Origin of the sequence: Vibrio pectenicida, from assembly GCA_024347015.1 — a bacterium.
Classification (GTDB): Bacteria; Pseudomonadota; Gammaproteobacteria; order Enterobacterales; family Vibrionaceae; genus Vibrio; species Vibrio pectenicida.
This window is the reverse complement of the sequence record AP024889.1, coordinates 2,379,017-2,399,434: the sequence shown is the minus strand read 5'-3', so window position 1 is coordinate 2,399,434 and position 20,418 is coordinate 2,379,017. Positions and strand designations below refer to the sequence as shown.

The following is a 20,418-nucleotide window of genomic DNA, read 5'->3' as shown; positions in this document are numbered from 1 at the left end:
AGTTAGGTGATAGAGCAATGTCAGAGGAAAGAAAGCGCGGATATCTACGTATAGAGGACGGGGACCTAGCTCATAAGACTGAGTTGTGGGGTATGCCGGATTATTCATCGGATACTCGCACTCAAGCTAAAGATACAGCAATGAATTATGACCCTAGCTGGATGCCTGTTCTTCCTGAACCTCAGCAAGAAGCACCGAAAGAGCTAACAGAAGAAGAAATTGAGCAAATAAAGCAACAGGCCTATGAAAACGGTTTATTACAAGGCCAAGAGGCAGGATTTACACAAGGGCATGAAAAAGGAAAAGAACAAGGACATAGTGAAGGCCATCAGCAGGGTTTTGAAGCAGGTAAAGTAGAAGGCGTAGAGGCAGGGCAAGACCTGATTCAACAGCAAATTAGTACATTTGTTAGCTTGGCAAACCAGTTTGCTCAACCACTTGAATTACTCAATGTTCAGGTTGAGAAACAGATCGTCGATATGGTACTGATGTTAGTTAAAGAAGTTGTCCACGTGGAAGTTCAGACTAATCCTCAAGTTATTTTAGATACTGTTAAACAGTCGGTTGAATCATTGCCAATCTCAGGCCACTCCATCACACTCAAACTTCACCCTGACGACGTTGATACAGTGCGCTCTTCCTACGGAGAAAGAGAATTAGAGTTTCGCAATTGGCTTCTTGTTCCAGAGCCTGCTTTAAATCGTGGAGATCTACAAATTGAAGCTGGAGAATCAAGTGTTAACTACCGATTAGAAGACAGAATTCGCAGCGTGCTTCAAAGCTTTTGTGGTGCAAACCATCATCAAGGTGGTGAATAATGTTAGCTCTGGATCAGCGTCTATCGGATTACCAAACTGAAGGTCTGACATGTCGTCCTGTAGCGTCAGGTAAGTTGGTTCGAGTGATAGGCCTTACTCTGGAAGCTACTGGGTGCCGTGCCCCCATTGGTAGTCTATGCCAAGTTGAAACTATTCATGGTCATATGGACGCTGAAGTAGTGGGCTTTTCTGGGGATAATCTTTTTCTCATGCCAAGTGAGCAAATTACTGGGGTTTTGCCCGGAGCAAAAGTGACCCCGTTGACAACAGATTCAGGCTTGCCAGTTGGTATGGAGCTATTGGGTCGAGTCATTGATGGCGTCGGAAATCCACTTGATGGACTTGGTCCTTTGTACACAGAAAAACGGGCAACCTTTAGCTCGGAACCTATTAACCCTTTATCTCGCAAACCTATTTCTGAACCTTTGGATGTTGGTATTAAAGCGATTAATGGGTTATTGACGGTTGGTAAGGGCCAACGTATTGGTCTGTTTGCGGGTTCTGGTGTCGGTAAATCTGTAACCTTAGGTATGATGACTCGCGGTACGACTGCTCAGGTAGTTGTAGTCGGGCTGATTGGTGAGCGGGGCCGTGAGGTTAAAGAGTTTATCGAGGAAATATTGGGTGTGGACGGTCGTCAGCGTTCAGTCGTTGTTGCTGCGCCAGCCGATTCTTCTCCATTAATGCGTCTCAAGGGGTGCCAAACAGCCTTGACCATAGCGGAATACTTTCGCGATCAAGGTCTAGATGTATTGCTATTGATGGATTCATTGACTCGTTTTGCTCAAGCTCAGCGAGAAATTGCTTTGTCCGTTGGTGAGCCACCTGCGACCAAAGGCTACCCACCCTCTGTATTTGCTAAATTGCCTGCTTTAGTCGAACGGGCAGGTAACGGTAACCAAGAATATGGCTCCATAACGGCTTTCTTTACCGTTCTTACTGAAGGTGATGACTTACAAGATCCTATTGCAGATGCATCACGTGCAATTCTCGATGGGCATATTGTCTTATCGCGAGAAATGGCAGATGCCGGACACTACCCAGCTATAGATGTTGAAAAATCGGTAAGTCGAGTAATGCCACAGGTAACTAACGAAGAGCAAATGCTTATGTCGAAAGCAGTACGACAGGTACTATCTGTGTGCAGAAAAAACCAAGATCTAGTTTCTATTGGTGCTTATAAAATAGGGTCTGATCCAGCAATCGATAGTGCATTTACACTCAAACCAAGATTAGATAGCTATTTACAACAAGGCATGAAAGAAACAGTACCCTTCGACATGAGCATTAGTATGCTGCGTAACCTACTACAAGGCGAGGAGTAATATATGGATAATGCTGTCGTTTTTTTACTCGAACAATCTACCACACGTGAGAACCAAGCGGTACTTGCTTTAAGCCAAGCTCGGTCTGAATTACAAGATTATTACCAGCAATTGGAACAAATAGAACATTATCGTTTAGATTATTGTGAACAACTTGTTGAGAAAGGTAAGCAGGGTTTGACGGCAAGTCAGTACATGCATCTGAATCGATTTCTCACAACTCTCGATGAGACTTTATCTAAACAGAAACAAGCGGAACAACATTTTCTATCACAAGTAGAAAATTGTGAACAAAATTGGGCTGAATGCAGAAAGCAGCGCCGATCCTATGAGTGGCTCATTGAGAAAAAGCGACAAGAGAAAGAACGAATACAGTATATTCGAGAGCAAAAACAGATGGATGAATTTTCCGCTCTGCAGTTTGCTCGGCGTCCGGCAAATTAGGCTAGATAGCGCGCTGTGTTAAGACAAATAGCCACCCTCTTTGTCTTTGGCGCATTTCTTGCTGGTTAAACATCATTAAATAATGCTGCGCCGCTGTTCATTTGTTTTAATAATTAGCTGTGGCTGTTCTCTCAATTATATGTGAGTGCTCTGTTTATGAATGTAAATCTTAACCCAGTTTCGGACTCTTCTAAAGCGACGACATCGACTTCTCAGTCTAAAGATACTGAGCAATCAGAAGGTTTTTTCTCTAAGTTGGCTGCATTTATCAAAGGTGAAGCTAGTGAGGAAATATCCACAGACAAGGTCGCCACTGAATCACTTACAGAAGGTGAAGAAAGCACTAAAGTCATGTTAGAACAACAGGTTAATCTCGAAGGTGAGCTTGGCGATGAGGAGCCTGTTACTTTGGATAAGAGCAGTGCATCTGTGACTGAGTTGAAGGGTGAAGACATTAAAACTGATGCTGTAGCTTCTCCGGTAGCTAGCAGCAAAATGCTGGCTACAGAAGTTATTGCAGATGTACCAGATGGTGATGCAGAAAAAATAGTATCTGAGAATGGTGCGCTGCTTGGACGGCTTAATGAAGCTAACAAAGCTTTGCAGCCTAAAGACGGCAATGGATTGCCACTAATGGTTAACAAAGTTCAACCAATTTCTAATGATATGGTGGAAGAAATTCATCCAGGACTTGATACAGAGGTTGTGCAACAAGCACTTAGTGAGAGTGATGTCGTTACTAAAGAGGTTACTGATCCAGCGAATGCCAAACGGATTTTGCTTCAAAATGGTGTTTCTGAGCGACAGAGTATAATTATCCCAGAAACAGCTCAACAACTTATTGAGCCTGAAGAGTTGGTAACCGACCTGCCTTTGAATTCAGGTATTAATTATCATACTCCACTAGCCATTAATACAGTAGTTAGTGCCAATGCAGTTGAACCGAATGAAGTTGAACTCGCCATTAATGCCGATATTGAGAAGCTTAAACTTCAGCTCAAGGCGCAAGGAGTAACAGGTATTGAATTGGAGCAGATTGTTGAAGCTGCCAAAAATAAGGCCATGTTAGAAAGTGTTCCAACTCCTATTACTCCTATTGCTAAAGCAGTAAATACTGAGTTGAGAAAATTGTCTTCAGCTCAACAGAATAATACTACTAATGACATTTCCACTAATAGTAAGGTGAATTTAAACACCTCCCTTGACCCACTAGCGGCAACTTCAGCCTCTGTCATTCCATGGTCTGCATCGATTGATGAAATTACAGTAGATGAAATGCCACTAAAAGTTGAAGCAAAATATAAGGCGCAACACACTAATTTGTCTCAGACTGTTCCTCAAGCTTTAAATCAATCGGTAATCAGCAATCAACAAACGTCACAGGTTGTGGCGAATATGCCTCTTGTAAATGATTTTCCCGTAAATCCATTACAGCATGCAGCAGCAGCGGTTCCCATTGCCAGTGAACAAGCCATGTTGAAAGCTGTTATAGGAGCAAAAGCTGCGGGATCACTTGGTAAGTTAGCGAATGCCGCCTCAAAACAGGGAGCTAGTCAAAGCCAAGAGCTTGGTCTAGCTCAACAATTATCGCAAGCCGTTGGGCAGCAGAGTAATAACACACACACTCAGATTCGTTCTGATCAGGCTTCAGCTCAGACACCTATGCCATTAAATAGAGAAGTGGCAGGAGAGCAGGTTGCAGAGCGTGTCCAGATGATGATGTCGAAAAACCTTAAGAGTGTTGATATTCGTCTTGATCCTCCTGAACTAGGTCGGCTCCAAATTCGTTTAAATATGGGCGGGGATGGTGCGACGGTACATTTTACAGTAGCAAATCAACAAGCACGGGATGTAATAGAACAATCCATGCCTCGCTTACGTGAGATGTTGTCTCAACAAGGGGTGCAGTTGGGGGATTCTTCTGTCCAGCAACAATCTTCGGGTCAACAACAAAACCGTTATGCTGGAAATGGGCCCGATAATGGTCAAGGTAACGGTAATCAACCCTTTGCTGGTGACGAAAACCTTGAACCAGACGTCAATCTTGATTTGAATGTCATAACAAAGCGTGATGGAATCAGTTATTACGCTTAAACTATAGAAAAGTAAGAAAAATAGAGAATCACATATATGGCCGACGAAGAAATTGAAACAGAAGCACCCAAAGGTAAAGGTAAGCTGTTAGTTATCATCATCGCTGTTGTTGTATTGCTAGTCGGTGGCGGTGGAGCTGCATTTTTTTTAATGGGATCAGATGAATCAGGAGATGAGGAACAAGTTGTTCAACAAGAAGTTGTCGCTTCATCAGAGCCTGTTTCTTACGTCAATATTGCCCAGCCATTTCTTTTTAATGTCACGGGTGATACCAAAGAACGATTGGTACAAATCAAAGTACAGTTAATGGTGCGAGGGTTTGAAAATGAAAATCTCGCACGTTACCACTCTCCGTTAATAGAAAGCTCACTACTTGGTACATTTGCTTCCGCTACAGTTGAGCAGCTTAGGAATGTTAATGGACGAGTAGAATTGCGAGAAAAAGCAACAAACGATATCAAAGCAAGTTTAAGCCGAGCAGTCGGTCAGCCGGTAATTGAGCGTGTGTTGTTTACTGATTTTGTAATACAGTAGGTGAATAGTGACTGATCTATTAAGTCAAGATGAAATTGATGCACTTCTCCATGGTGTCGATGATGTCGATGATGGTGATGATGGTGGTGGCGGTGGTGGTAAAGGCGGATCTTCAGTAGATTTCGATTTTTCATCACAAGACCGCATTGTTCGTGGTCGAATGCCAACATTGGAGCTGATTAACGAGCGTTTTGCCCGCCATATGCGGATTAGCTTGTTTAACATGCTTCGAAAAGCAGCCGAGGTCTCAATAAACGGCGTGCAAATGATGAAGTTTGGTGAGTATCAGAACACACTTTACGTACCAACGAGTTTAAATATGGTACGTTTTAGACCACTGAAAGGTACTGCACTTGTCACCATGGAAGCTCGGTTGGTGTTCATATTGGTGGAGAACTTTTTTGGTGGTGACGGCCGTTATCATGCTCGAATTGAAGGTCGTGAGTTTACTCCAACAGAACGCCGAATTGTCCAGTTGCTGCTCAAAATCGTTTTTGAAGATTATAAAGAAGCTTGGTCACCTGTTATGGGAGTCGAGTTTGAATACCTCGACTCGGAAGTTAACCCGAGTATGGCGAATATAGTAAGCCCGACGGAGGTGATTGTTGTCAGTTCATTTCATATCGAAGTTGATGGAGGTGGAGGTGACTTTCATGTGGTCATGCCTTATTCAATGGTCGAACCGATTCGAGAACTTCTCGATGCGGGTGTTCAATCTGACAAGATGGAAACTGATGTCCGTTGGAGTAGTGCTCTACGTGATGAAATTATGGATGTTCCGGTTAACTTTAGAGTCAATTTACTTGAGCAAGATATCTCTCTTAGGGATCTGATGGAGATCCAGCCTGGTGATGTTATTCCGGTAACTATGCCTGAAAACGCAACTATGTTTGTCGAGGAGCTACCTACGTATAGAGTGAAAATGGGGCGTTCTGGTGAAATGCTTGCAGTACAAGTATACGAAAAAATCAAACGCCCTGATGTCGTGAAAACCGATATTGCATTTTTGGGTAAGGACGTCATCTCTGAACTAGAAGAAGATGATGGTGAAATAGAAGATTAGTAAATAGGTAATTAGGTATGGAACCGACTGAAGACCAAAGATTGGCTGATGAATGGGCTGCAGCTTTGGGTGAAGATCCCGATGCACCAGAGGTGGACGTGGATGAGGTTATGTCTGCACAGCTGGATGAGCTTGAAGACACAGCATCACCTATCTCCGATGATGAGCGCCGTAAACTAGATTCGATTCTAGATATACCCGTCACCATCTCTATGGAAGTTGGGCGTTCAAAGATAAGTATTCGAAATTTACTGCAACTTAACCAAGGCTCGGTTGTTGAGCTTGAGCGTTTAGCTGGTGAATCTCTAGACGTTTTGGTTAATGGGACTTTGATCGCTCATGGTGAGGTTGTAGTTGTTAATGATAAGTTTGGTATTCGTTTGACTGATGTTATTAGCCAAACTGAACGAATCAAGAAGTTAAGGTAAGGTATGGTAAGTCTTTTGAACAGAATCAGCTGTTTGACTCTGTTAGCTATCTCACCTGCTGCTTTAGCTGAAGGGGCAGCTAGCGAGCAATTAGACTGGGTAACAACCTTTGGATCCTTGCTATTTGTTGTTGCGTTCATCTTGTTTCTTGCTTGGTTATTGAAGCGTATGCGAGTTCCTTCAATGATCAACCAAGGTGGATTAAGTATTGTTCGTCAGCTTCCAGTGGGAACTCGTGAACGAGTGGTGATTGTTCAAGCTGGTGAAGAACAGTTTTTGGTTGGAGTGACTTCACAGTCAGTGCAGCTCATTTCTAAGCTGGACACTCCGTTGAATCAGGAAGAGCTTAATAAATCGGCGCTGGAAAATTCCCCCTTTGCGACCCAATTAACTCAGATATTGAAGAAAAAATGAGAAATACTAGCAGGCTGCTATCATTCGTATTGGCATTTTTTTTGACAATGTATTCAACTTTGTCTTTATCTGAAGAATCGCTTCCTACTCCTATACCCAACAACGCAGCTCCGTCACAGGGGGTGACGGTCTCTGCCATGGAGAAAGAGCAAGGAGCTGCGAGAACAATTGCAACGGGTAGCTTTTCTGGAGGAGGTGGGGGTATTCCCGCTTTTACCATGACAACTAACCCAGACGGCAGTGAAGACTATACGATTAACCTGCAGATTTTGGCGTTAATGACCATGTTGGGCTTTCTGCCTGCTATGGTTATTTTGATGACTTCATTCACTCGGATTGTTGTTGTCATGTCGATTCTTCGTCAAGCTATGGGGTTACAGCAAACACCCTCTAACCAAGTTATTATTGGTATTGCTATCTTCCTGACATTTTTTATCATGTCACCTGTTCTTGATAAGATAAACACAGATGCTATTCAGCCATACATTAGTGAGAAGATAACAGCACGCAAAGCGTTTGACCTAGCTCAAATCCCGATGAAAGATTTTATGCTCAAACAAACTCGTGTTAAAGACTTAGAAACTTTTGTCAATATTGCTGGTTCAGATGTGAGAAGGCCGGAAGATGTATCTATGGCTGTTTTAATTCCTGCTTTTATTACTTCAGAGCTTAAAACTGCTTTCCAGATAGGCTTTATGTTATTTCTACCTTTTTTAGTCATAGATCTGGTTGTGGCTTCAGTATTAATGGCTATGGGTATGATGATGCTATCTCCTATGATTGTTTCCTTGCCCTTCAAGTTAATGCTATTTGTACTTGTTGATGGGTGGAATCTGATTTTGTCTACACTGGCTGGCAGCTTTGCCTTGTAGAAGGAGGGAAGCATGACACCTGAAGTATTTGTTGAGTTATTTAGAGATGCTTTATGGATGGTGCTGATCATGGTATGCGCCATTATAATTCCCAGCTTATTGATTGGATTGGTCGTCGCGATTTTTCAGGCGGCGACATCAATCAATGAACAGACATTAAGCTTTTTGCCTCGTTTAGTGGTGACCTTGTTGGCTATGATGGTATTTGCTCATTGGATGACACAGATGTTAATGGAATACTTTTTCTCAATAGTTGAACGTCTGCCACAGGTTCTTTACTAAGGTGGGTGAGAGTGGAGTATCCAACTAACTTAGTATTGGATTGGATTGCGAATTATTTTTGGCCCTATACCAGAATCGCAGCCATGTTGATGGTGATGTCTGTCACTGGTGCTCGTTTTGTCTCTAATCGTGTTCGTCTTTATTTGGGCTTAGCAATTACTTTTGCAGTAATGCCCGCTGTTCCTACTGTACCTGATAATATTGAGTTGCTTTCCTTACAAGGGTTTATGACCGTACTTGAGCAGATCATAATTGGGGTTGCTATGGGGACTATTACGCAGTTTATGATCCAGACCTTTGTTATACTCGGCCAGATTTTGGGTATGCAGTCGAGTTTAGGTTTTGCTTCTATGGTGGATCCTGCGAATGGCCAAAACACGCCATTACTCGGCCAATTATTTATGTTTTTGGCGACGATGTTTTTCCTTGCCACAGATGGTCATCTTAAAATGATCATGCTGGTAGTGATGAGCTTTAAGTCATTACCTATTGGAAGCGGTTCACTCAATACTGTCGACTTTAGAGAACTTGCGCTCTGGCTTGGTACTATGTTTCAAGTTGCATTGAGTATGTCTCTATCGGGTATTATTGCCTTGTTGACGATTAACCTGTCTTTTGGTGTGATGACCCGAGCGGCTCCCCAGTTGAATATATTCTCTCTTGGATTTGCATTTGCTCTTATTGTTGGTTTGCTACTGTGTTGGTATATCATATCAGGCCTGTATAGCCACTATGAGCTATTCTGGTTACAAGGTGAACAGCAAGTATGTCGTTTTATTCGCTTAGATTGCTAGGGGGGCTGAATTGGCAGAATCAGATGGTCAAGAACGTACCGAAGAGGCTACGCCCAAGCGATTGCAGCAAGCGCGTGAAAAAGGTCAAGTAGCCCGTTCAAAGGAATTAGCATCGGTTTCGGTACTGGTTATTGGTGCGGTTGCTTTGATGTGGTTTGGGGAGTGGCTTTCACGTTCTCTTTTTACTCTGATGGCAAGATTATTCAATCTTTCCCGTGAAGAAATCTTCGATCTTGCAAAACTTTTCGATATTGCTTTTGGTGCTATGGGCGAACTGCTTTGGCCGTTGATCATAATTCTTTTAGTCCTTTTCATCGCTGCTTTAGCGGGTGCAGCTGGGATAGGGGGAATTAGTTTTTCAGTGGAAGCAGCCATGCCTAAGTGGTCAAAAATGAACCCTTTAAGTGGTTTTAAACGTATGTTGGGGCTGCAAAGTTGGGTCGAACTAATTAAATCAATTTTGAAAGTTATCTTAGTCTCTGGTGCGGCTTTTTATTTGATTAATGCGGCTCAAGAAGATTTGTTTCAGCTCAGTTTGGATGTTTATCCACAAAACATTTTCCATGCTTTGGATATCTTGCTCAACTTTGTACTTTTGATTAGCTGTTCATTGCTGATTGTTGTGGCAATCGATATTCCATTTCAAATCTGGCAGCATGCGAATCAACTTAAAATGACTAAGCAGGAAATCAAAGACGAGTATAAAGAAACTGAAGGTAAGCCAGAAGTCAAAGGGCGTATTCGAATGCTACAAAGGGAAGCAGCGCAGCGTCGTATGATGGCAGAAGTACCACATGCTGATGTTATTGTGACTAACCCTGAGCATTTTTCTGTTGCATTAAGGTATAAACAAGACATAGACAAAGCCCCGATTGTTGTTGCCAAAGGTAGTGATCATATGGCTTTAAAAATCCGTGAGGTTGCCCGAGAGCATGATATTTATGTGATACCAGCGCCTCCATTAGCTCGAGCTCTATACCACTCTACTGAATTAGAGCAAGCGATTCCTGATGGCTTATTTACCGCTGTTGCTCAAGTATTAGCATACGTATTTCAGTTAAAACAATTTCGCAAACGTGGTGGTCAGCGGCCGAACTTTAAAGCCTCCGATTTACCTATTCCACCACAATACAGAAAGTAGCATTCCCTAATGAATTTATTTATCAGGAACAGATAATAAGACTAGCAAGGCTCCATTACCACCAAACTCCAATGGTGCTTGATGGAATGCCATGACATCTGGATGCTGGGCTAGCCATAAAGGCGTTTTTTGTTTGAGAATATGCTTACCTATACCATGTTGGATACAGGCGCAACTGACTTCATTCTTGATACAAAAAGCGATCATCGCCCCCAATTCACGTTTGGCTTCGTTTTGCGTCATGCCATGCATATCTAGGAAAACATCTGGAACATACACACCACGCCGTAGTCGTTTGACTTCATACTGAGAAACATCATCGCGTGCATAACGAGTAGGGCCTTCTTCACTCAGTAATGGAACAAACTCATCAGAAAAATAAAATTCAGTATCACTCGCTTCACGGGCTTGGCGAGTTATTTCTTTTTGCTTAGTATTTTTTTTTGTTTGCTGGACTATGGTATCCTGACGTAACTTTTTAACGCCTTGTACTGCATCCTTAAAAAGGGCGAAATCGTCATTAATTTCGGTGTCTTTTTTGCTCATTTGGTTTTAGATACTTAAATAAAATGCTATTGGCAGTATTGTAGCGCTTTTCGGAGGCAATTTTGGATAAGATTTTTGTAGAAGAGGCAGTGTCTGAGTTACACACGCTTCAGGATATGATCCGCTGGACAGTGAGCCGCTTCAACGCTGCTAACCTTTTTTATGGACACGGCACCGATAACGCATGGGATGAAGCGCTGCAGCTTATTCTTCCTACACTGTATTTGCCTATCGATGTTCCTCCGTATGCTCTGAATTCTCGATTAACCAGCAGTGAGCGTTTACGTGTTGTAGAAAGAGTCGTTAAACGTATTAATGAGCGGACTCCTACCGCTTATTTAACCAATCGAGCTTGGTTTTGTGGTTTAGACTTTTTTGTCGATGAAAGAGTTCTTATTCCTCGTTCACCAATTGGTGAGTTGATTCAAGCTGAGTTTCAGCCTTGGTTAATTGAAGAGCCAACTCGGATTATGGATCTTTGTACAGGTAGTGGATGCATTGCTATCGCTTGTGCCTATGCTTTTCCTGAGGCGGAAGTTGATGCTATCGATATTTCTTCGGATGCTTTGCAAGTGGCTGAGCAAAATGTACAGGATCACGGAATGGAGCTGCAAGTATTTCCAATCCGTTCGGACTTATTTAGAGACCTTACCAAAGAAAGATATGATTTAATTGTCTCTAATCCTCCTTATGTGGATGAGGAGGATATGAATTGTTTGCCTGATGAATTTACTCATGAACCTGTACTTGGTTTGGCTGCTGGTACAGATGGCTTGAAGTTAGTGAGACGCATTCTTGCTAACGCACCTGATTACCTTACAGAAAAAGGAATTCTGATATGTGAAGTCGGTAACTCAATGGTGCATATGACGGATCAATACTCGCACATTCCATTTACTTGGATTGAATTTGAGAATGGTGGTCATGGTGTGTTTATGTTGACTCGGGCGCAATTACTTGAACATGCTACCGAGTTTTCTATCTACAAAGATTAACGCTAGTCAGTTGTCCTAATATAGCTTGGCGCTTTTGTATTGTTAAAAGAAAAATAGATCTGTTTAGGGGTTTACATCAATCTCTAATAAAGCGACTATGAAATTATTAAAATTTAAAGCGTAAGTTATTATTTACAGTTTGAGGTAGAGGAAATAATGGCAGGAAATAGTATCGGACAACATTTCCGAGTAACTACATTTGGGGAAAGTCACGGTATCGCATTAGGTTGTATTATTGATGGGTGCCCACCGGGACTTGACATTACGGAAGCAGATATTCAGATCGATCTTGATCGTCGTCGCCCTGGAACCTCCCGTTATACCACTCAGCGTCGAGAGCCTGATGAAGTTAAAATTTTATCTGGTGTTTTTGAAGGTAAAACGACAGGTACATCAATCGGCTTACTAATTGAAAATACCGATCAACGCTCGAAAGATTACTCAGAGATTAAAGACAAGTTTCGCCCAGGACACGCGGACTATACCTATTATCAAAAGTACGGTATCAGAGACTATCGTGGTGGTGGTCGTTCTTCTGCACGTGAGACAGCAATGAGAGTTGCTGCTGGTGCCGTTGCAAAAAAATACCTTAAACAAGAATTTGGTATCGAAATTCGAGCCTACCTTGCTCAAATGGGTGATGTTTCAATTGATTCGATTGACTGGGATGAAATTGAAAATAACCCTTTTTTCTGTCCAGACACTAATAAAGTTGAAGCATTTGACCAATTGATACGAGATCTCAAAAAACAAGGAGATTCTATTGGTGCGAAGCTGCAAGTTGTCGCTACGAATGTACCTGTTGGACTAGGTGAACCCGTTTTTGATCGTTTAGATGCAGATATAGCACATGCATTAATGAGTATTAATGCGGTCAAAGGTGTTGAAATTGGTGATGGCTTTGATGTTGTAAGCCAAAAAGGTAGTCAGCACCGAGATACTCTATCTCCGGATGGCTTTGGTAGTAATCACGCTGGAGGTGTATTGGGTGGTATTTCTACAGGTCAAGATATTGTCGCGAATATTGCCCTTAAGCCAACATCGAGTATTACGGTACCTGGGGATACGATTACTAAGCAAGGAGAGCCTACTCAAGTTATAACCAAAGGCCGACACGATCCATGTGTGGGGATTCGGGCTGTACCTATTGCTGAAGCAATGCTGGCAATCGTTGTTATGGATCATCTGCTTCGTCATCGAGGACAGAATCATGCGGTCAATACAGATACCCCTGAAATTTAATTAAAAACGGCTCCTTGAAAGGGGCCGTTTTTAATTTCTAAATAACTTGGACTTAGTGAAGAGAGTTTTCACTTTCTTCACTTTCAAGATGAAATGAAGGTAAGCGCCATTTGAAACGAACTGCGGCCATTCGTATTAGGTAACCAATCACTAATGTAGATATAGTTGCTGTGACATCATGAACTCCAAATTCAAGGAGGCTAAGATAAAGACTGGAGGATATAATCGCAACTGACGCATACAGTTCTCCGTGCAATACCAAAGGGGTCTGACGGCAGATCAAATCACGCAGTAGTCCTCCAAATACACCAGTGACCAGTGCTGATACTATGCAAATTAATGGGTGGAGTCCCATTTCCATAGCCACTTTGGTTCCTATAATGCTGAATACTATTAATCCTAGGGCATCTAAACGTATAAACAGACCTTTGAATTTGATAATCCATTTTGCTAAGCCGGTTGTTACTATGCCAGCAATGCAGGTAATCGCGAGAAAATGAGGATTTTCGACCCAGCCAAGTGGGTAATGTCCCAATAAAATATCACGTACAGTCCCGCCACCAATAGCTGTTGCGCTGGCAACTAGCATAACGCCAAACCAGTCCATTTTTCTGTGACCAGCACTTAGTGCCCCAGTCATGGCTTCAGCCGTGATGCCAATGATATACAAAATACTTAATAACATTGTTTCACCTTAGGTAACGAGTGAGATGTAAATTGACTACTCTGAAAATAATCAATAGGATTCTAGTGTGAAATGTGATCTATGACGAATGATATTTTCTCACCATAAAAGAGTATTTAGCATAAGTATTTCTAATGCTAATAAGGTAGATGTTGCAACTGAAAGCTAAAATGAGACAATATCTAGAGTAGTATTTATGACAACGCCAGATCTAATGAGCCATCAATACCAAGATTTAATCAATATATTTAACGATACGTTTCTTCTTAAGTACAACACTCGGTTAGAGCTAGGGCACGATGAACCCATTTACCTTCCAGCTGATGAGATAAATGCTAACCACCGAATTCTTTTTGCTCGCGGATTTTACGCGTCAGCTCTGCATGAAATTTCTCATTGGTGTGTTGCCGGGCCCAAACGTCGTCTTTTGGAAGATTTTGGTTATTGGTATGAGCCTGATGGCCGCACTGAAGTCTCTCAGGCAGAATTTGAAAAAGTGGAAATACGTCCGCAAGCGTACGAATGGATATTGTCTGTAAGTGCTGGTTTTCCATTTACGGTGAGCTGTGACAATCTTAATGGTGATTTTGAACCCGATAGATTGGCTTTTATGCGGAAAGTGCATAAAGAGGTCGGTGATATATTCGCTAATGGTTTTCCTTTACGTATTCGTATGCTTTCTCAAGCTCTCAGTTGTTTCTATCACCAACCAGATATAGTTTATTCAATGTTTGAAGTGAAATAAAAGCGAGCCATATTCTATGACTCGCTTTTATTGTTGTACCTAGGATCTTTTGAGCTGATTACTGAATCAGCCAGGTCGTTTCTGCTTGGTTGTTGTGGTTTAGTGTATAAACTAAAGGGTTTATGTCGGGCTCCATGATACTCACAACCGCTATCAATGATTCACAATGGTTGGGAACACGTAGTTGGTAGCTCCCAGTTCCAGACTGCAATGATGCTTTAAGTAAACAGTTATCATAATTGATAGATTCTATGCCTCCGCCCGCATTGTCACAAACCGATATGTATACTTGAGAAGCTGCTAGATGTGGAAGAGAAACATCAATATCAACATTATAAACAGACGTTAAGCTGTTGTTATAGTCTATTTTGACGTCTGTTAATCTAGTTGTACTGGCCGCTACGACACTGGGTGTCGAGTTCGATGGAGAGCTACCAGTGCTACTGCCACCTTCTCCACCACCACCTCCTCCACAGCCGGAGACAGATATTAGCATTGCAAACCCAATCAAAGTTTTTGTGTGTATGATATGCATAATCCTTTCTCCTCTAATCTATGAAAATTTTGTCATTTTGGAAGCTTTCATACCAAGTTGGTTCTGTACGCCCACTGGCATCTTGAGCGTAATCGTCAAACTTATTATATGCTTCGAGAATGTTGACCTGTTCGTAAGGGTGCTGCCAAGAGGTTGGGATTTCAATTGCCCAAGGAAGCCCATTTTCATTATGATAGTGGGTATCACCACTTGATGCATCTACGCCGTATGACTTGTACCGAGTATCGAATTTACTAGTGGGTGATTGATTTTTGAGGTGTATCTCTAAATCTCTTCCAGGGTAGCCACCAGATAGTTCATAACCGATATCACCATAGGAGTGACCAGGTGCAGCAAAGATAAATGGGTCATAGGGGAAGTTTGGCATAACTGATGTATTAACTGCGTTGCTGAAAGAGAAAGTAAGGATCCAGCTCGGTCGGTATGATGTACCGCAGTTTTCTTGAGTTCTAAACATGGTACACGTTTCTGCTTCCCCCGCCTCCACAATATCTTTAAGGTCATCTTGAATTATAAAAACTGCATCAATTGTATCTGTTTCGAGAACTGTACTTGATTGCAGTTGATTGTTGACATAGAGCTGTACTGAGTCAGATTTTATGTCTTCTTTGACAACATCTGGTAGACGTATCGCAAAACCTGAATGGTTATCTCCACCAAGAGCGGCAAGTTTACCTTCGATTTTCATTCTAATTACCTGACCGTTAAGCTGGTATTCAGTGTATTTGACGTTCATCAGAACATCATTCATATCATAGTCACCACTCTTAGGGTATTGGTCTTCATATGCGAATGATGTGTATCCACCTCCGCTTGGATAAAGCTCAGTGACGACACCGCTTTCAGTAATATCTACTTGGTAATCTTCTACTTCACCAGCGGGGACACCGCCTGTTGGGCCAATGCCTGAAGTGTCTGATATACGGAATCGAGCCCAAGTATCCCCTGCGACAGCCCAGGTTGGAACCGAGAAGAAGATGTCACTGGTTATATCAGCCATTGATTGATCAGCAATGATTTTCTCGCTTGACTCAAATACACCATCACGGTCAAAGTCAATCCAAGCATTCAGCACTGAGTTATCGCCGGTCCCAGATGCTGAGGCTATGACTTTACTGGTTTGACCAACTTGAATAGGAACTGGGAACTGGATGCCATCATCATCATCTACACCATCTGAAGAGTCATCACTAAGTGGGTATGGGCTTCCATCTGTTTCGCCATCGATGACAGAGCCTAATTTAAGATCTGACATACCGTGGCGAGCACCTGACTCTGCGAAAGTCGTTTGATAGGTGTCTGGAGCATCACCAAAGTCTGTAAATTGAGTCGGCTCAACGGGTGCTAGGGCGCAGCGGGCACCATCGTTGGAGCTACTTGAAGGGCCATAAGCGAAGAATTCAGCAGAAGAATTGGTGCCATTAATATCCACTTTAAATACGTAACCATTGCTGTTGTTACTCGCATAAAAATTTCCATCAACGTCAAAGTAGACTGCGCCGAACGTTAGTTTATATCCGAGCGCGTTTTTATCGAGTAATTGATTTAACATTGTTGTTGTACCAGCATTGACATTGATTTCCCAAAGGTAACCGTTGGCGTCAATAGAATAAGCCAGTGCATTGTCTGGATGGAAGGCTAAATCAAAAATCGCGGGGTTGCCGAATCTATTTGGAGGTGAGGAAAGTTCCATAACTAAGGTGTCTAAGTCAATTCGATATAAGCCATAATTTGGTCTGTATCCATACCAAGCATTTTCATCCAATGATACGTCACCAACATAGATAGAACTTGGGGTTCCAGAAGGTTTAGTAACGTCCAATAGTGTTTTAGTAAAGGTTGAATCAATGCGAGATAAAGAAGCCGTGCCATAATCCCAACCGTAAATGAAATCATCATGTTTGCTGTATCCGACCCCATTTAATTTTGATGCCCCAAGGTTAGAATCTAATGTGATGTAGCTACCCACATCAATACTTACACCATAAGACACTGGAGTTCCCGATGGATTTTGAAATAAAAAGGCTTGTGTTGGGCATGAGGTAAAGGGTGTTTCTGCAGCTAAATCCATACTGTGACTAGCTGCAATGGCAAGTAGGGGAATGTGCAACATCAAAGGCTTTATTCTCATTGGGAACTCCTCGCTAAACTGACTCAATACCCTCTAATAAGCACACAGCGTGCCATAATGTGAGACCTTGAAATTGCAAGGGTTTGCGTTGAAATTCTCAATGTGAGAAGCTTGTCATTCTTTTTGAGAAGCAAACTGATTAGGCATTAGTGCAATATGATTATTGAATTTGAAGAGCAGCTACTAGAACTGATTGACGTACGCATTTCTACGGCGTCTGATGACGAGTTATTTGCTGGGGGCTATTTACGTGGTCATATATCCTTGTCAGCGGCTACATGTGAAGAAGAAGGTATTAATGATGTGGAGGAGCTGAAACTGCGTGTACAAGCAAGTTTGGATGAAGCTCGCTCTGAATTAACACCCGCAGATCGGACAATTGTCAGCGATCTGTGGGTCGAGTTGGTTAATCATTCTTAAGACATCGCCATTTAAATAGTCGTTTGTCATTTGTTCGAAATTTTTGAATGTTCTGTTGTGCTTTTTATACTTGTTGGATCTGAAGGCTGTCGATATTCTTTATCTCACACAGTGAAATACAACGAGGAACTTGATTATGAAAATTGTCGCTTTTGGAGCATCGACCAGCTCGACATCAATTAATAAGACATTAGCGATCTACGCTGCAAATATGATCGAAGGTGCGCATGTCAAGGTGCTAAACCTTAATGATTATGATGTTCCGTTGTTTAGTGAAGATAAGGAAAAAGAAATCGGCCAGGCGGATAGGGCGAAGGCATTTCTTTTAGATATTGCTCAAGCTGATGCACTGGTTATTTCTTTTGCGGAGCATAATGGTTCTTATACCGCGGCCTATAAAAACCTATTTGATTGGGCGACACGTATTGAGCGCAATGTTTTTGCTGATAAACCAGCTGTATACCTTTCTACTTCTCCAGGTCCAGGTGGTGCTGCGAGCGTATTGGCGGCAGCCACTGCGTCAGCTCCTTACTTTGGCGCGCAAGTAAAAGCATCTCTATCTATTCCCAGCTTCTACGATAATTTTGACCTAGGGCTGAAAAAGCTGACTAATCCTTCATTGAATGAAGAATTAAAATCTGCGGTTTTGAAACTCAGTTGAAATTAGAAATACTCTTATATTCATTTATTGATATTGACTTTAGTTGGGACTCATAAAGAGTAGAGTCCCACACATAATGTACATATATCAGTAAAATGCTCACCCATCGTTGATTGGTTTGCCTTTTCTGAGTTTTCTTACCCACATTCGACTTGGGTGCAATTCTTCTAACACATCAATTGGCAAAGGAAGAGGATCGCCACAAATCTGCGATGCGAGTGTTTCCGCTAATAGAGGAGAAGAGGTCAACCCACGAGAGCCTAGCCCAAGCATGCAGAAGAGGTTGGTGTAGTGTGGAACATCCTCAACGTTTATTGCTTTAGTCTTTACTAAATCGCGATAAACAAGTTTCGTTTTCTCTAGATCGCCGACGTTTCCTATGAAGGGTAGATGGTCTCTGCTGACACAACGAATACCTTGGCGCGATAGGTTTTCTGAGGTATCAACTTGGTGAGGCCAACTTTGGTTCACAACACATTTTCGTAACTTGTTAGCATTATCCTGCTGCGCAATAGGGTCAAAGATATTGTCGAGATTTTCTCTATCATAGCTAGCACCAATGCAGTGATGGCCGTTGTTTAGATTGACTGGAGTTAAATAGCCATCGTAACAAAGAACGTTTTTTAATCGACTTAAATCATTTGTTGTGGGTACATGGCTGATTTGACCTTTAACTTGGCCGAGAGGAATGGATTGAGTTTGCTTTAGTTCACCGAATAGGTGCCCATTAGCAACGACAACAGTTTCATGAACGAATGTTTGCTCATTACTTTTTATAGTCCAGCTAAATTTATCCTCATTTATGGCAATATCATTTATTTTTGTATTGAAGTGAGCTGTAAACATTGGATGCTGTAATAATTCTTCAATCAGCCCTTGTGTAAGCTGTGCAGGGCATAACCAGCCACCTTGTGGGTAGTGAACGCTATCAACTTCGACAGGTAATCCAACGTTTTCATCTGTTTGTTTGGAATTGCGATATTGTACGAGATCAGGAGTGAAATTGGCACTGAGCATTCGTTCTAGCTTAGCTCGTGATTTTTCGTTCCACATTAATTGAGTGACACCGCACCAGCTATGATCAAAAGATACAGATTGTGCAATTTGCTCTATGAATTGACGAGCAAATAGAAAGGCTGGTGCGAATACTCTTGAAACACCTGTGTGTGAGCCATTAAGTAAAGGGTATAAAGCACCTTGGCGATTACCAGATGCGCCTTGAGCTGGTTTTGAATCCTGGCAATATAAAGTGACCTTTTGTCCTCTACGAACGAGTGTCTTTGCCAGTGTAGCACTGGCAATTCCTCCGCCAATAATTGCAATGGATTGGGTAGAGTTACTTTGGCTACGTTGAAACCAAGGCTTATAGTTCGTGTATGGCTTTTTATGTGCCATATAACCAGCTATCATATCTCGTTTGGTGCCAAAGCCTTTTACTTTTTTCATTGTAAACCCAGTTTCTATTAGCCCTCGCCTTACAAAACCAGCAGCGGTGAAAGTGGCGCATGTGCAGTCTTGCTTGGCTAGTTTCGCCATGCCATCAAATAGTGTTTGACTCCACATTTCGGGGTTTTTGCTTGGTGCAAAACCGTCTAAGAACCACGCATCAATTATTCCGCTTTCATTGACGGGGACCTTGGGCATACAATCTTTTATATCGCCAAACCATAGATCAAGCGTAATCGCGCCATCGGCAAGAATAATACGGTGGCATTCTGGGACAGCTGTGGGATAATGCTGTTGTAGTTGTCGAGTATATTGCTCTAGTTCTGGCCAAGCCGCATGAGCTTTGATCAAGTCTTCTTTGCTAAGAGGGTATTTTTCAAAACTCACAAAATGCAGTTCTTTTAGTAGCGCATTTGGGTTTTGACTTCTAAATTGTTCAAACCATTGCCAAACGGCAAGGAAGTTTAAACCTGTACCAAAGCCTGTTTCTCCTATCACAAAACGGCGCTGGTCATAATCTTGCCACCTTTGGGGTAGATTATTTTGTTGGAGAAAAACGTAGCGTGTCTCTTCAAGACCATTAACGTTGGAGAAATATACATCGTCGAACTGGTTTGATACCGGGGTGCCAACAGCGTTCCAGCCCAATTGAGCATTGGTAATTGAGGTCATAATGTGTGAATTTTTGTGATGATTACAATAAACTTATATCGATTGTACGGTTTTCAGGGAAAGCTGACCACTTTTCATGAACAACTTAGTTATTATCTAGCTGATTTTTG

22 protein-coding genes are annotated in these 20,418 nt (G+C 42.1%); 17 read left to right on the top strand and 5 right to left on the bottom strand.

The genetic code is table 11. From position 1 onward, the window contains the following. Positions 1-17: 17 nt before the first annotated feature. The 12 genes from fliH to flhB all read left to right on the top strand — a co-directional run bounded on the left by fliH (position 18) and on the right by flhB (position 10,209). The gene (gene fliH / locus OCV27_RS10975) at positions 18-818 is read left to right on the top strand and encodes a flagellar assembly protein FliH (protein ID WP_125321034.1); all 801 of its coding nucleotides are present in this window, start codon (positions 18-20) and stop codon (positions 816-818) included. Then, a complete protein-coding gene (gene fliI / locus OCV27_RS10970) occupies positions 818-2,143 on the top strand; it encodes a flagellar protein export ATPase FliI (RefSeq protein ID WP_171360019.1) in 1,326 nt (441 codons plus the stop codon). Before fliH ends, fliI begins: the two co-directional genes overlap by 1 nt. 3 nt (positions 2,144-2,146) lie before the next feature. Further along, positions 2,147-2,587, top strand: a complete 441-nt coding sequence (gene fliJ / locus OCV27_RS10965) for a flagellar export protein FliJ (protein ID WP_125321036.1) — start codon at positions 2,147-2,149, stop codon at positions 2,585-2,587. A 156-nt stretch (positions 2,588-2,743) separates the two neighbouring features. Further along, entirely contained in the window at positions 2,744-4,681 is a 1,938-nt protein-coding gene (locus OCV27_RS10960; RefSeq protein WP_125321037.1) for a flagellar hook-length control protein FliK, read from the top strand. 36 nt (positions 4,682-4,717) lie between these two features. Beyond that, positions 4,718-5,215: a flagellar basal body-associated protein FliL gene (gene fliL, locus OCV27_RS10955; RefSeq protein ID WP_125321039.1), complete on the top strand. Its 498-nt coding sequence runs from the start codon at positions 4,718-4,720 to the stop codon at positions 5,213-5,215. A 7-nt stretch (positions 5,216-5,222) separates the two neighbouring features. Then, entirely contained in the window at positions 5,223-6,278 is a 1,056-nt protein-coding gene (fliM, locus tag OCV27_RS10950) for a flagellar motor switch protein FliM (protein ID WP_125321040.1), read from the top strand. Between the two features lie 17 nt (positions 6,279-6,295). Further along, positions 6,296-6,706: a flagellar motor switch protein FliN gene (gene fliN / locus OCV27_RS10945; protein WP_125321041.1), complete on the top strand. Its 411-nt coding sequence runs from the start codon at positions 6,296-6,298 to the stop codon at positions 6,704-6,706. Between the two features lie 3 nt (positions 6,707-6,709). Continuing rightward, positions 6,710-7,120 (top strand): flagellar biosynthetic protein FliO, encoded by a 411-nt coding sequence (gene fliO, locus OCV27_RS10940; protein ID WP_125321042.1) that lies wholly within the window; start codon positions 6,710-6,712, stop codon positions 7,118-7,120. Positions 7,121-7,167: 47 nt separating this feature from the next. Further along, the gene (fliP, locus tag OCV27_RS10935; protein ID WP_420919486.1) at positions 7,168-7,992 is read left to right on the top strand and encodes a flagellar type III secretion system pore protein FliP; all 825 of its coding nucleotides are present in this window, start codon (positions 7,168-7,170) and stop codon (positions 7,990-7,992) included. Positions 7,993-8,004: 12 nt separating this feature from the next. Next, the gene (fliQ, locus tag OCV27_RS10930; RefSeq protein WP_125321044.1) at positions 8,005-8,274 is read left to right on the top strand and encodes a flagellar biosynthesis protein FliQ; all 270 of its coding nucleotides are present in this window, start codon (positions 8,005-8,007) and stop codon (positions 8,272-8,274) included. Between the two features lie 11 nt (positions 8,275-8,285). After that, positions 8,286-9,068, top strand: a complete 783-nt coding sequence (gene fliR, locus OCV27_RS10925; RefSeq protein ID WP_125321045.1) for a flagellar biosynthetic protein FliR — start codon at positions 8,286-8,288, stop codon at positions 9,066-9,068. A gap of 10 nt (positions 9,069-9,078) precedes the next feature. Further along, positions 9,079-10,209, top strand: coding sequence for a flagellar biosynthesis protein FlhB (flhB, locus tag OCV27_RS10920; RefSeq protein WP_125321047.1), 1,131 nt, complete (start codon positions 9,079-9,081; stop codon positions 10,207-10,209). Between the two features lie 15 nt (positions 10,210-10,224). On the opposite strand, the gene smrB is transcribed toward flhB, so the two are convergent. Then, the gene (gene smrB, locus OCV27_RS10915) at positions 10,225-10,755 is read right to left on the bottom strand and encodes an endonuclease SmrB (protein WP_125321049.1); all 531 of its coding nucleotides are present in this window, start codon (positions 10,753-10,755) and stop codon (positions 10,225-10,227) included. A gap of 62 nt (positions 10,756-10,817) precedes the next feature. Between smrB and prmB the strand changes: the two genes are divergently transcribed. Both prmB and aroC read left to right on the top strand, forming a co-directional pair. Next, the gene (gene prmB, locus OCV27_RS10910) at positions 10,818-11,750 is read left to right on the top strand and encodes a 50S ribosomal protein L3 N(5)-glutamine methyltransferase (protein WP_125321051.1); all 933 of its coding nucleotides are present in this window, start codon (positions 10,818-10,820) and stop codon (positions 11,748-11,750) included. A gap of 156 nt (positions 11,751-11,906) precedes the next feature. Then, positions 11,907-12,992 carry a chorismate synthase gene (aroC, locus tag OCV27_RS10905; protein ID WP_125321053.1) on the top strand — a complete coding sequence of 362 codons (1,086 nt, stop codon included), beginning with the start codon at positions 11,907-11,909 and terminating at the stop codon, positions 12,990-12,992. A gap of 52 nt (positions 12,993-13,044) precedes the next feature. Here aroC and OCV27_RS10900 read toward each other — a convergent pair whose 3' ends face one another. Next, positions 13,045-13,677: a trimeric intracellular cation channel family protein gene (locus OCV27_RS10900; RefSeq protein ID WP_125321055.1), complete on the bottom strand. Its 633-nt coding sequence runs from the start codon at positions 13,675-13,677 to the stop codon at positions 13,045-13,047. A gap of 214 nt (positions 13,678-13,891) precedes the next feature. Between OCV27_RS10900 and OCV27_RS10895 the strand changes: the two genes are divergently transcribed. Continuing rightward, the gene (locus OCV27_RS10895) at positions 13,892-14,422 is read left to right on the top strand and encodes an elongation factor P hydroxylase (protein WP_125321075.1); all 531 of its coding nucleotides are present in this window, start codon (positions 13,892-13,894) and stop codon (positions 14,420-14,422) included. A gap of 58 nt (positions 14,423-14,480) precedes the next feature. Here the strand turns inward: OCV27_RS10895 and OCV27_RS10890 are convergent, their stop codons facing one another. Together OCV27_RS10890 and OCV27_RS10885 are read right to left on the bottom strand one after the other, a co-directional pair. Continuing rightward, positions 14,481-14,957: a hypothetical protein gene (locus OCV27_RS10890; protein WP_125321057.1), complete on the bottom strand. Its 477-nt coding sequence runs from the start codon at positions 14,955-14,957 to the stop codon at positions 14,481-14,483. A 13-nt stretch (positions 14,958-14,970) separates the two neighbouring features. Continuing rightward, positions 14,971-17,091: an LruC domain-containing protein gene (locus tag OCV27_RS10885; RefSeq protein ID WP_420919485.1), complete on the bottom strand. Its 2,121-nt coding sequence runs from the start codon at positions 17,089-17,091 to the stop codon at positions 14,971-14,973. Between the two features lie 174 nt (positions 17,092-17,265). On the opposite strand from OCV27_RS10885, the gene OCV27_RS10880 reads away from it, so the two are divergent. Then, entirely contained in the window at positions 17,266-17,529 is a 264-nt protein-coding gene (locus OCV27_RS10880; protein ID WP_125321061.1) for a YfcL family protein, read from the top strand. A 136-nt stretch (positions 17,530-17,665) separates the two neighbouring features. Further along, positions 17,666-18,190, top strand: a complete 525-nt coding sequence (locus OCV27_RS10875; protein WP_125321062.1) for an NADPH-dependent FMN reductase — start codon at positions 17,666-17,668, stop codon at positions 18,188-18,190. A gap of 99 nt (positions 18,191-18,289) precedes the next feature. Here OCV27_RS10875 and mnmC read toward each other — a convergent pair whose 3' ends face one another. Continuing rightward, positions 18,290-20,308: a bifunctional tRNA (5-methylaminomethyl-2-thiouridine)(34)-methyltransferase MnmC2/FAD-dependent 5-carboxymethylaminomethyl-2-thiouridine(34) oxidoreductase MnmC1 gene (mnmC, locus tag OCV27_RS10870; RefSeq protein ID WP_125321064.1), complete on the bottom strand. Its 2,019-nt coding sequence runs from the start codon at positions 20,306-20,308 to the stop codon at positions 18,290-18,292. Between the last annotated feature and the right edge of the window lie 110 nt (positions 20,309-20,418).

What these genes read in the sequence shown, in the direction of transcription:
- fliH (WP_125321034.1), top strand. Translation starts at nt 18, where the DNA reads ATGTCAGAGGAAAGAAAGCGCGGATATCTACGTATAGAGGACGGGGAC.
- fliI (WP_171360019.1), top strand. Translation starts at nt 818, where the DNA reads ATGTTAGCTCTGGATCAGCGTCTATCGGATTACCAAACTGAAGGTCTG.
- fliJ (WP_125321036.1), top strand. Translation starts at nt 2,147, where the DNA reads ATGGATAATGCTGTCGTTTTTTTACTCGAACAATCTACCACACGTGAG.
- OCV27_RS10960 (WP_125321037.1), top strand. Translation starts at nt 2,744, where the DNA reads ATGAATGTAAATCTTAACCCAGTTTCGGACTCTTCTAAAGCGACGACA.
- fliL (WP_125321039.1), top strand. Translation starts at nt 4,718, where the DNA reads ATGGCCGACGAAGAAATTGAAACAGAAGCACCCAAAGGTAAAGGTAAG.
- fliN (WP_125321041.1), top strand. Translation starts at nt 6,296, where the DNA reads ATGGAACCGACTGAAGACCAAAGATTGGCTGATGAATGGGCTGCAGCT.
- fliO (WP_125321042.1), top strand. Translation starts at nt 6,710, where the DNA reads ATGGTAAGTCTTTTGAACAGAATCAGCTGTTTGACTCTGTTAGCTATC.
- fliP (WP_420919486.1), top strand. Translation starts at nt 7,168, where the DNA reads ATGTATTCAACTTTGTCTTTATCTGAAGAATCGCTTCCTACTCCTATA.
- fliQ (WP_125321044.1), top strand. Translation starts at nt 8,005, where the DNA reads ATGACACCTGAAGTATTTGTTGAGTTATTTAGAGATGCTTTATGGATG.
- smrB (WP_125321049.1), bottom strand. Translation starts at nt 10,755, where the DNA reads ATGAGCAAAAAAGACACCGAAATTAATGACGATTTCGCCCTTTTTAAG.
- aroC (WP_125321053.1), top strand. Translation starts at nt 11,907, where the DNA reads ATGGCAGGAAATAGTATCGGACAACATTTCCGAGTAACTACATTTGGG.
- OCV27_RS10900 (WP_125321055.1), bottom strand. Translation starts at nt 13,677, where the DNA reads ATGTTATTAAGTATTTTGTATATCATTGGCATCACGGCTGAAGCCATG.
- OCV27_RS10895 (WP_125321075.1), top strand. Translation starts at nt 13,892, where the DNA reads ATGAGCCATCAATACCAAGATTTAATCAATATATTTAACGATACGTTT.
- OCV27_RS10890 (WP_125321057.1), bottom strand. Translation starts at nt 14,957, where the DNA reads ATGCATATCATACACACAAAAACTTTGATTGGGTTTGCAATGCTAATA.
- OCV27_RS10885 (WP_420919485.1), bottom strand. Translation starts at nt 17,091, where the DNA reads ATGTTGCACATTCCCCTACTTGCCATTGCAGCTAGTCACAGTATGGAT.
- OCV27_RS10880 (WP_125321061.1), top strand. Translation starts at nt 17,266, where the DNA reads ATGATTATTGAATTTGAAGAGCAGCTACTAGAACTGATTGACGTACGC.
- OCV27_RS10875 (WP_125321062.1), top strand. Translation starts at nt 17,666, where the DNA reads ATGAAAATTGTCGCTTTTGGAGCATCGACCAGCTCGACATCAATTAAT.
- mnmC (WP_125321064.1), bottom strand. Translation starts at nt 20,308, where the DNA reads ATGACCTCAATTACCAATGCTCAATTGGGCTGGAACGCTGTTGGCACC.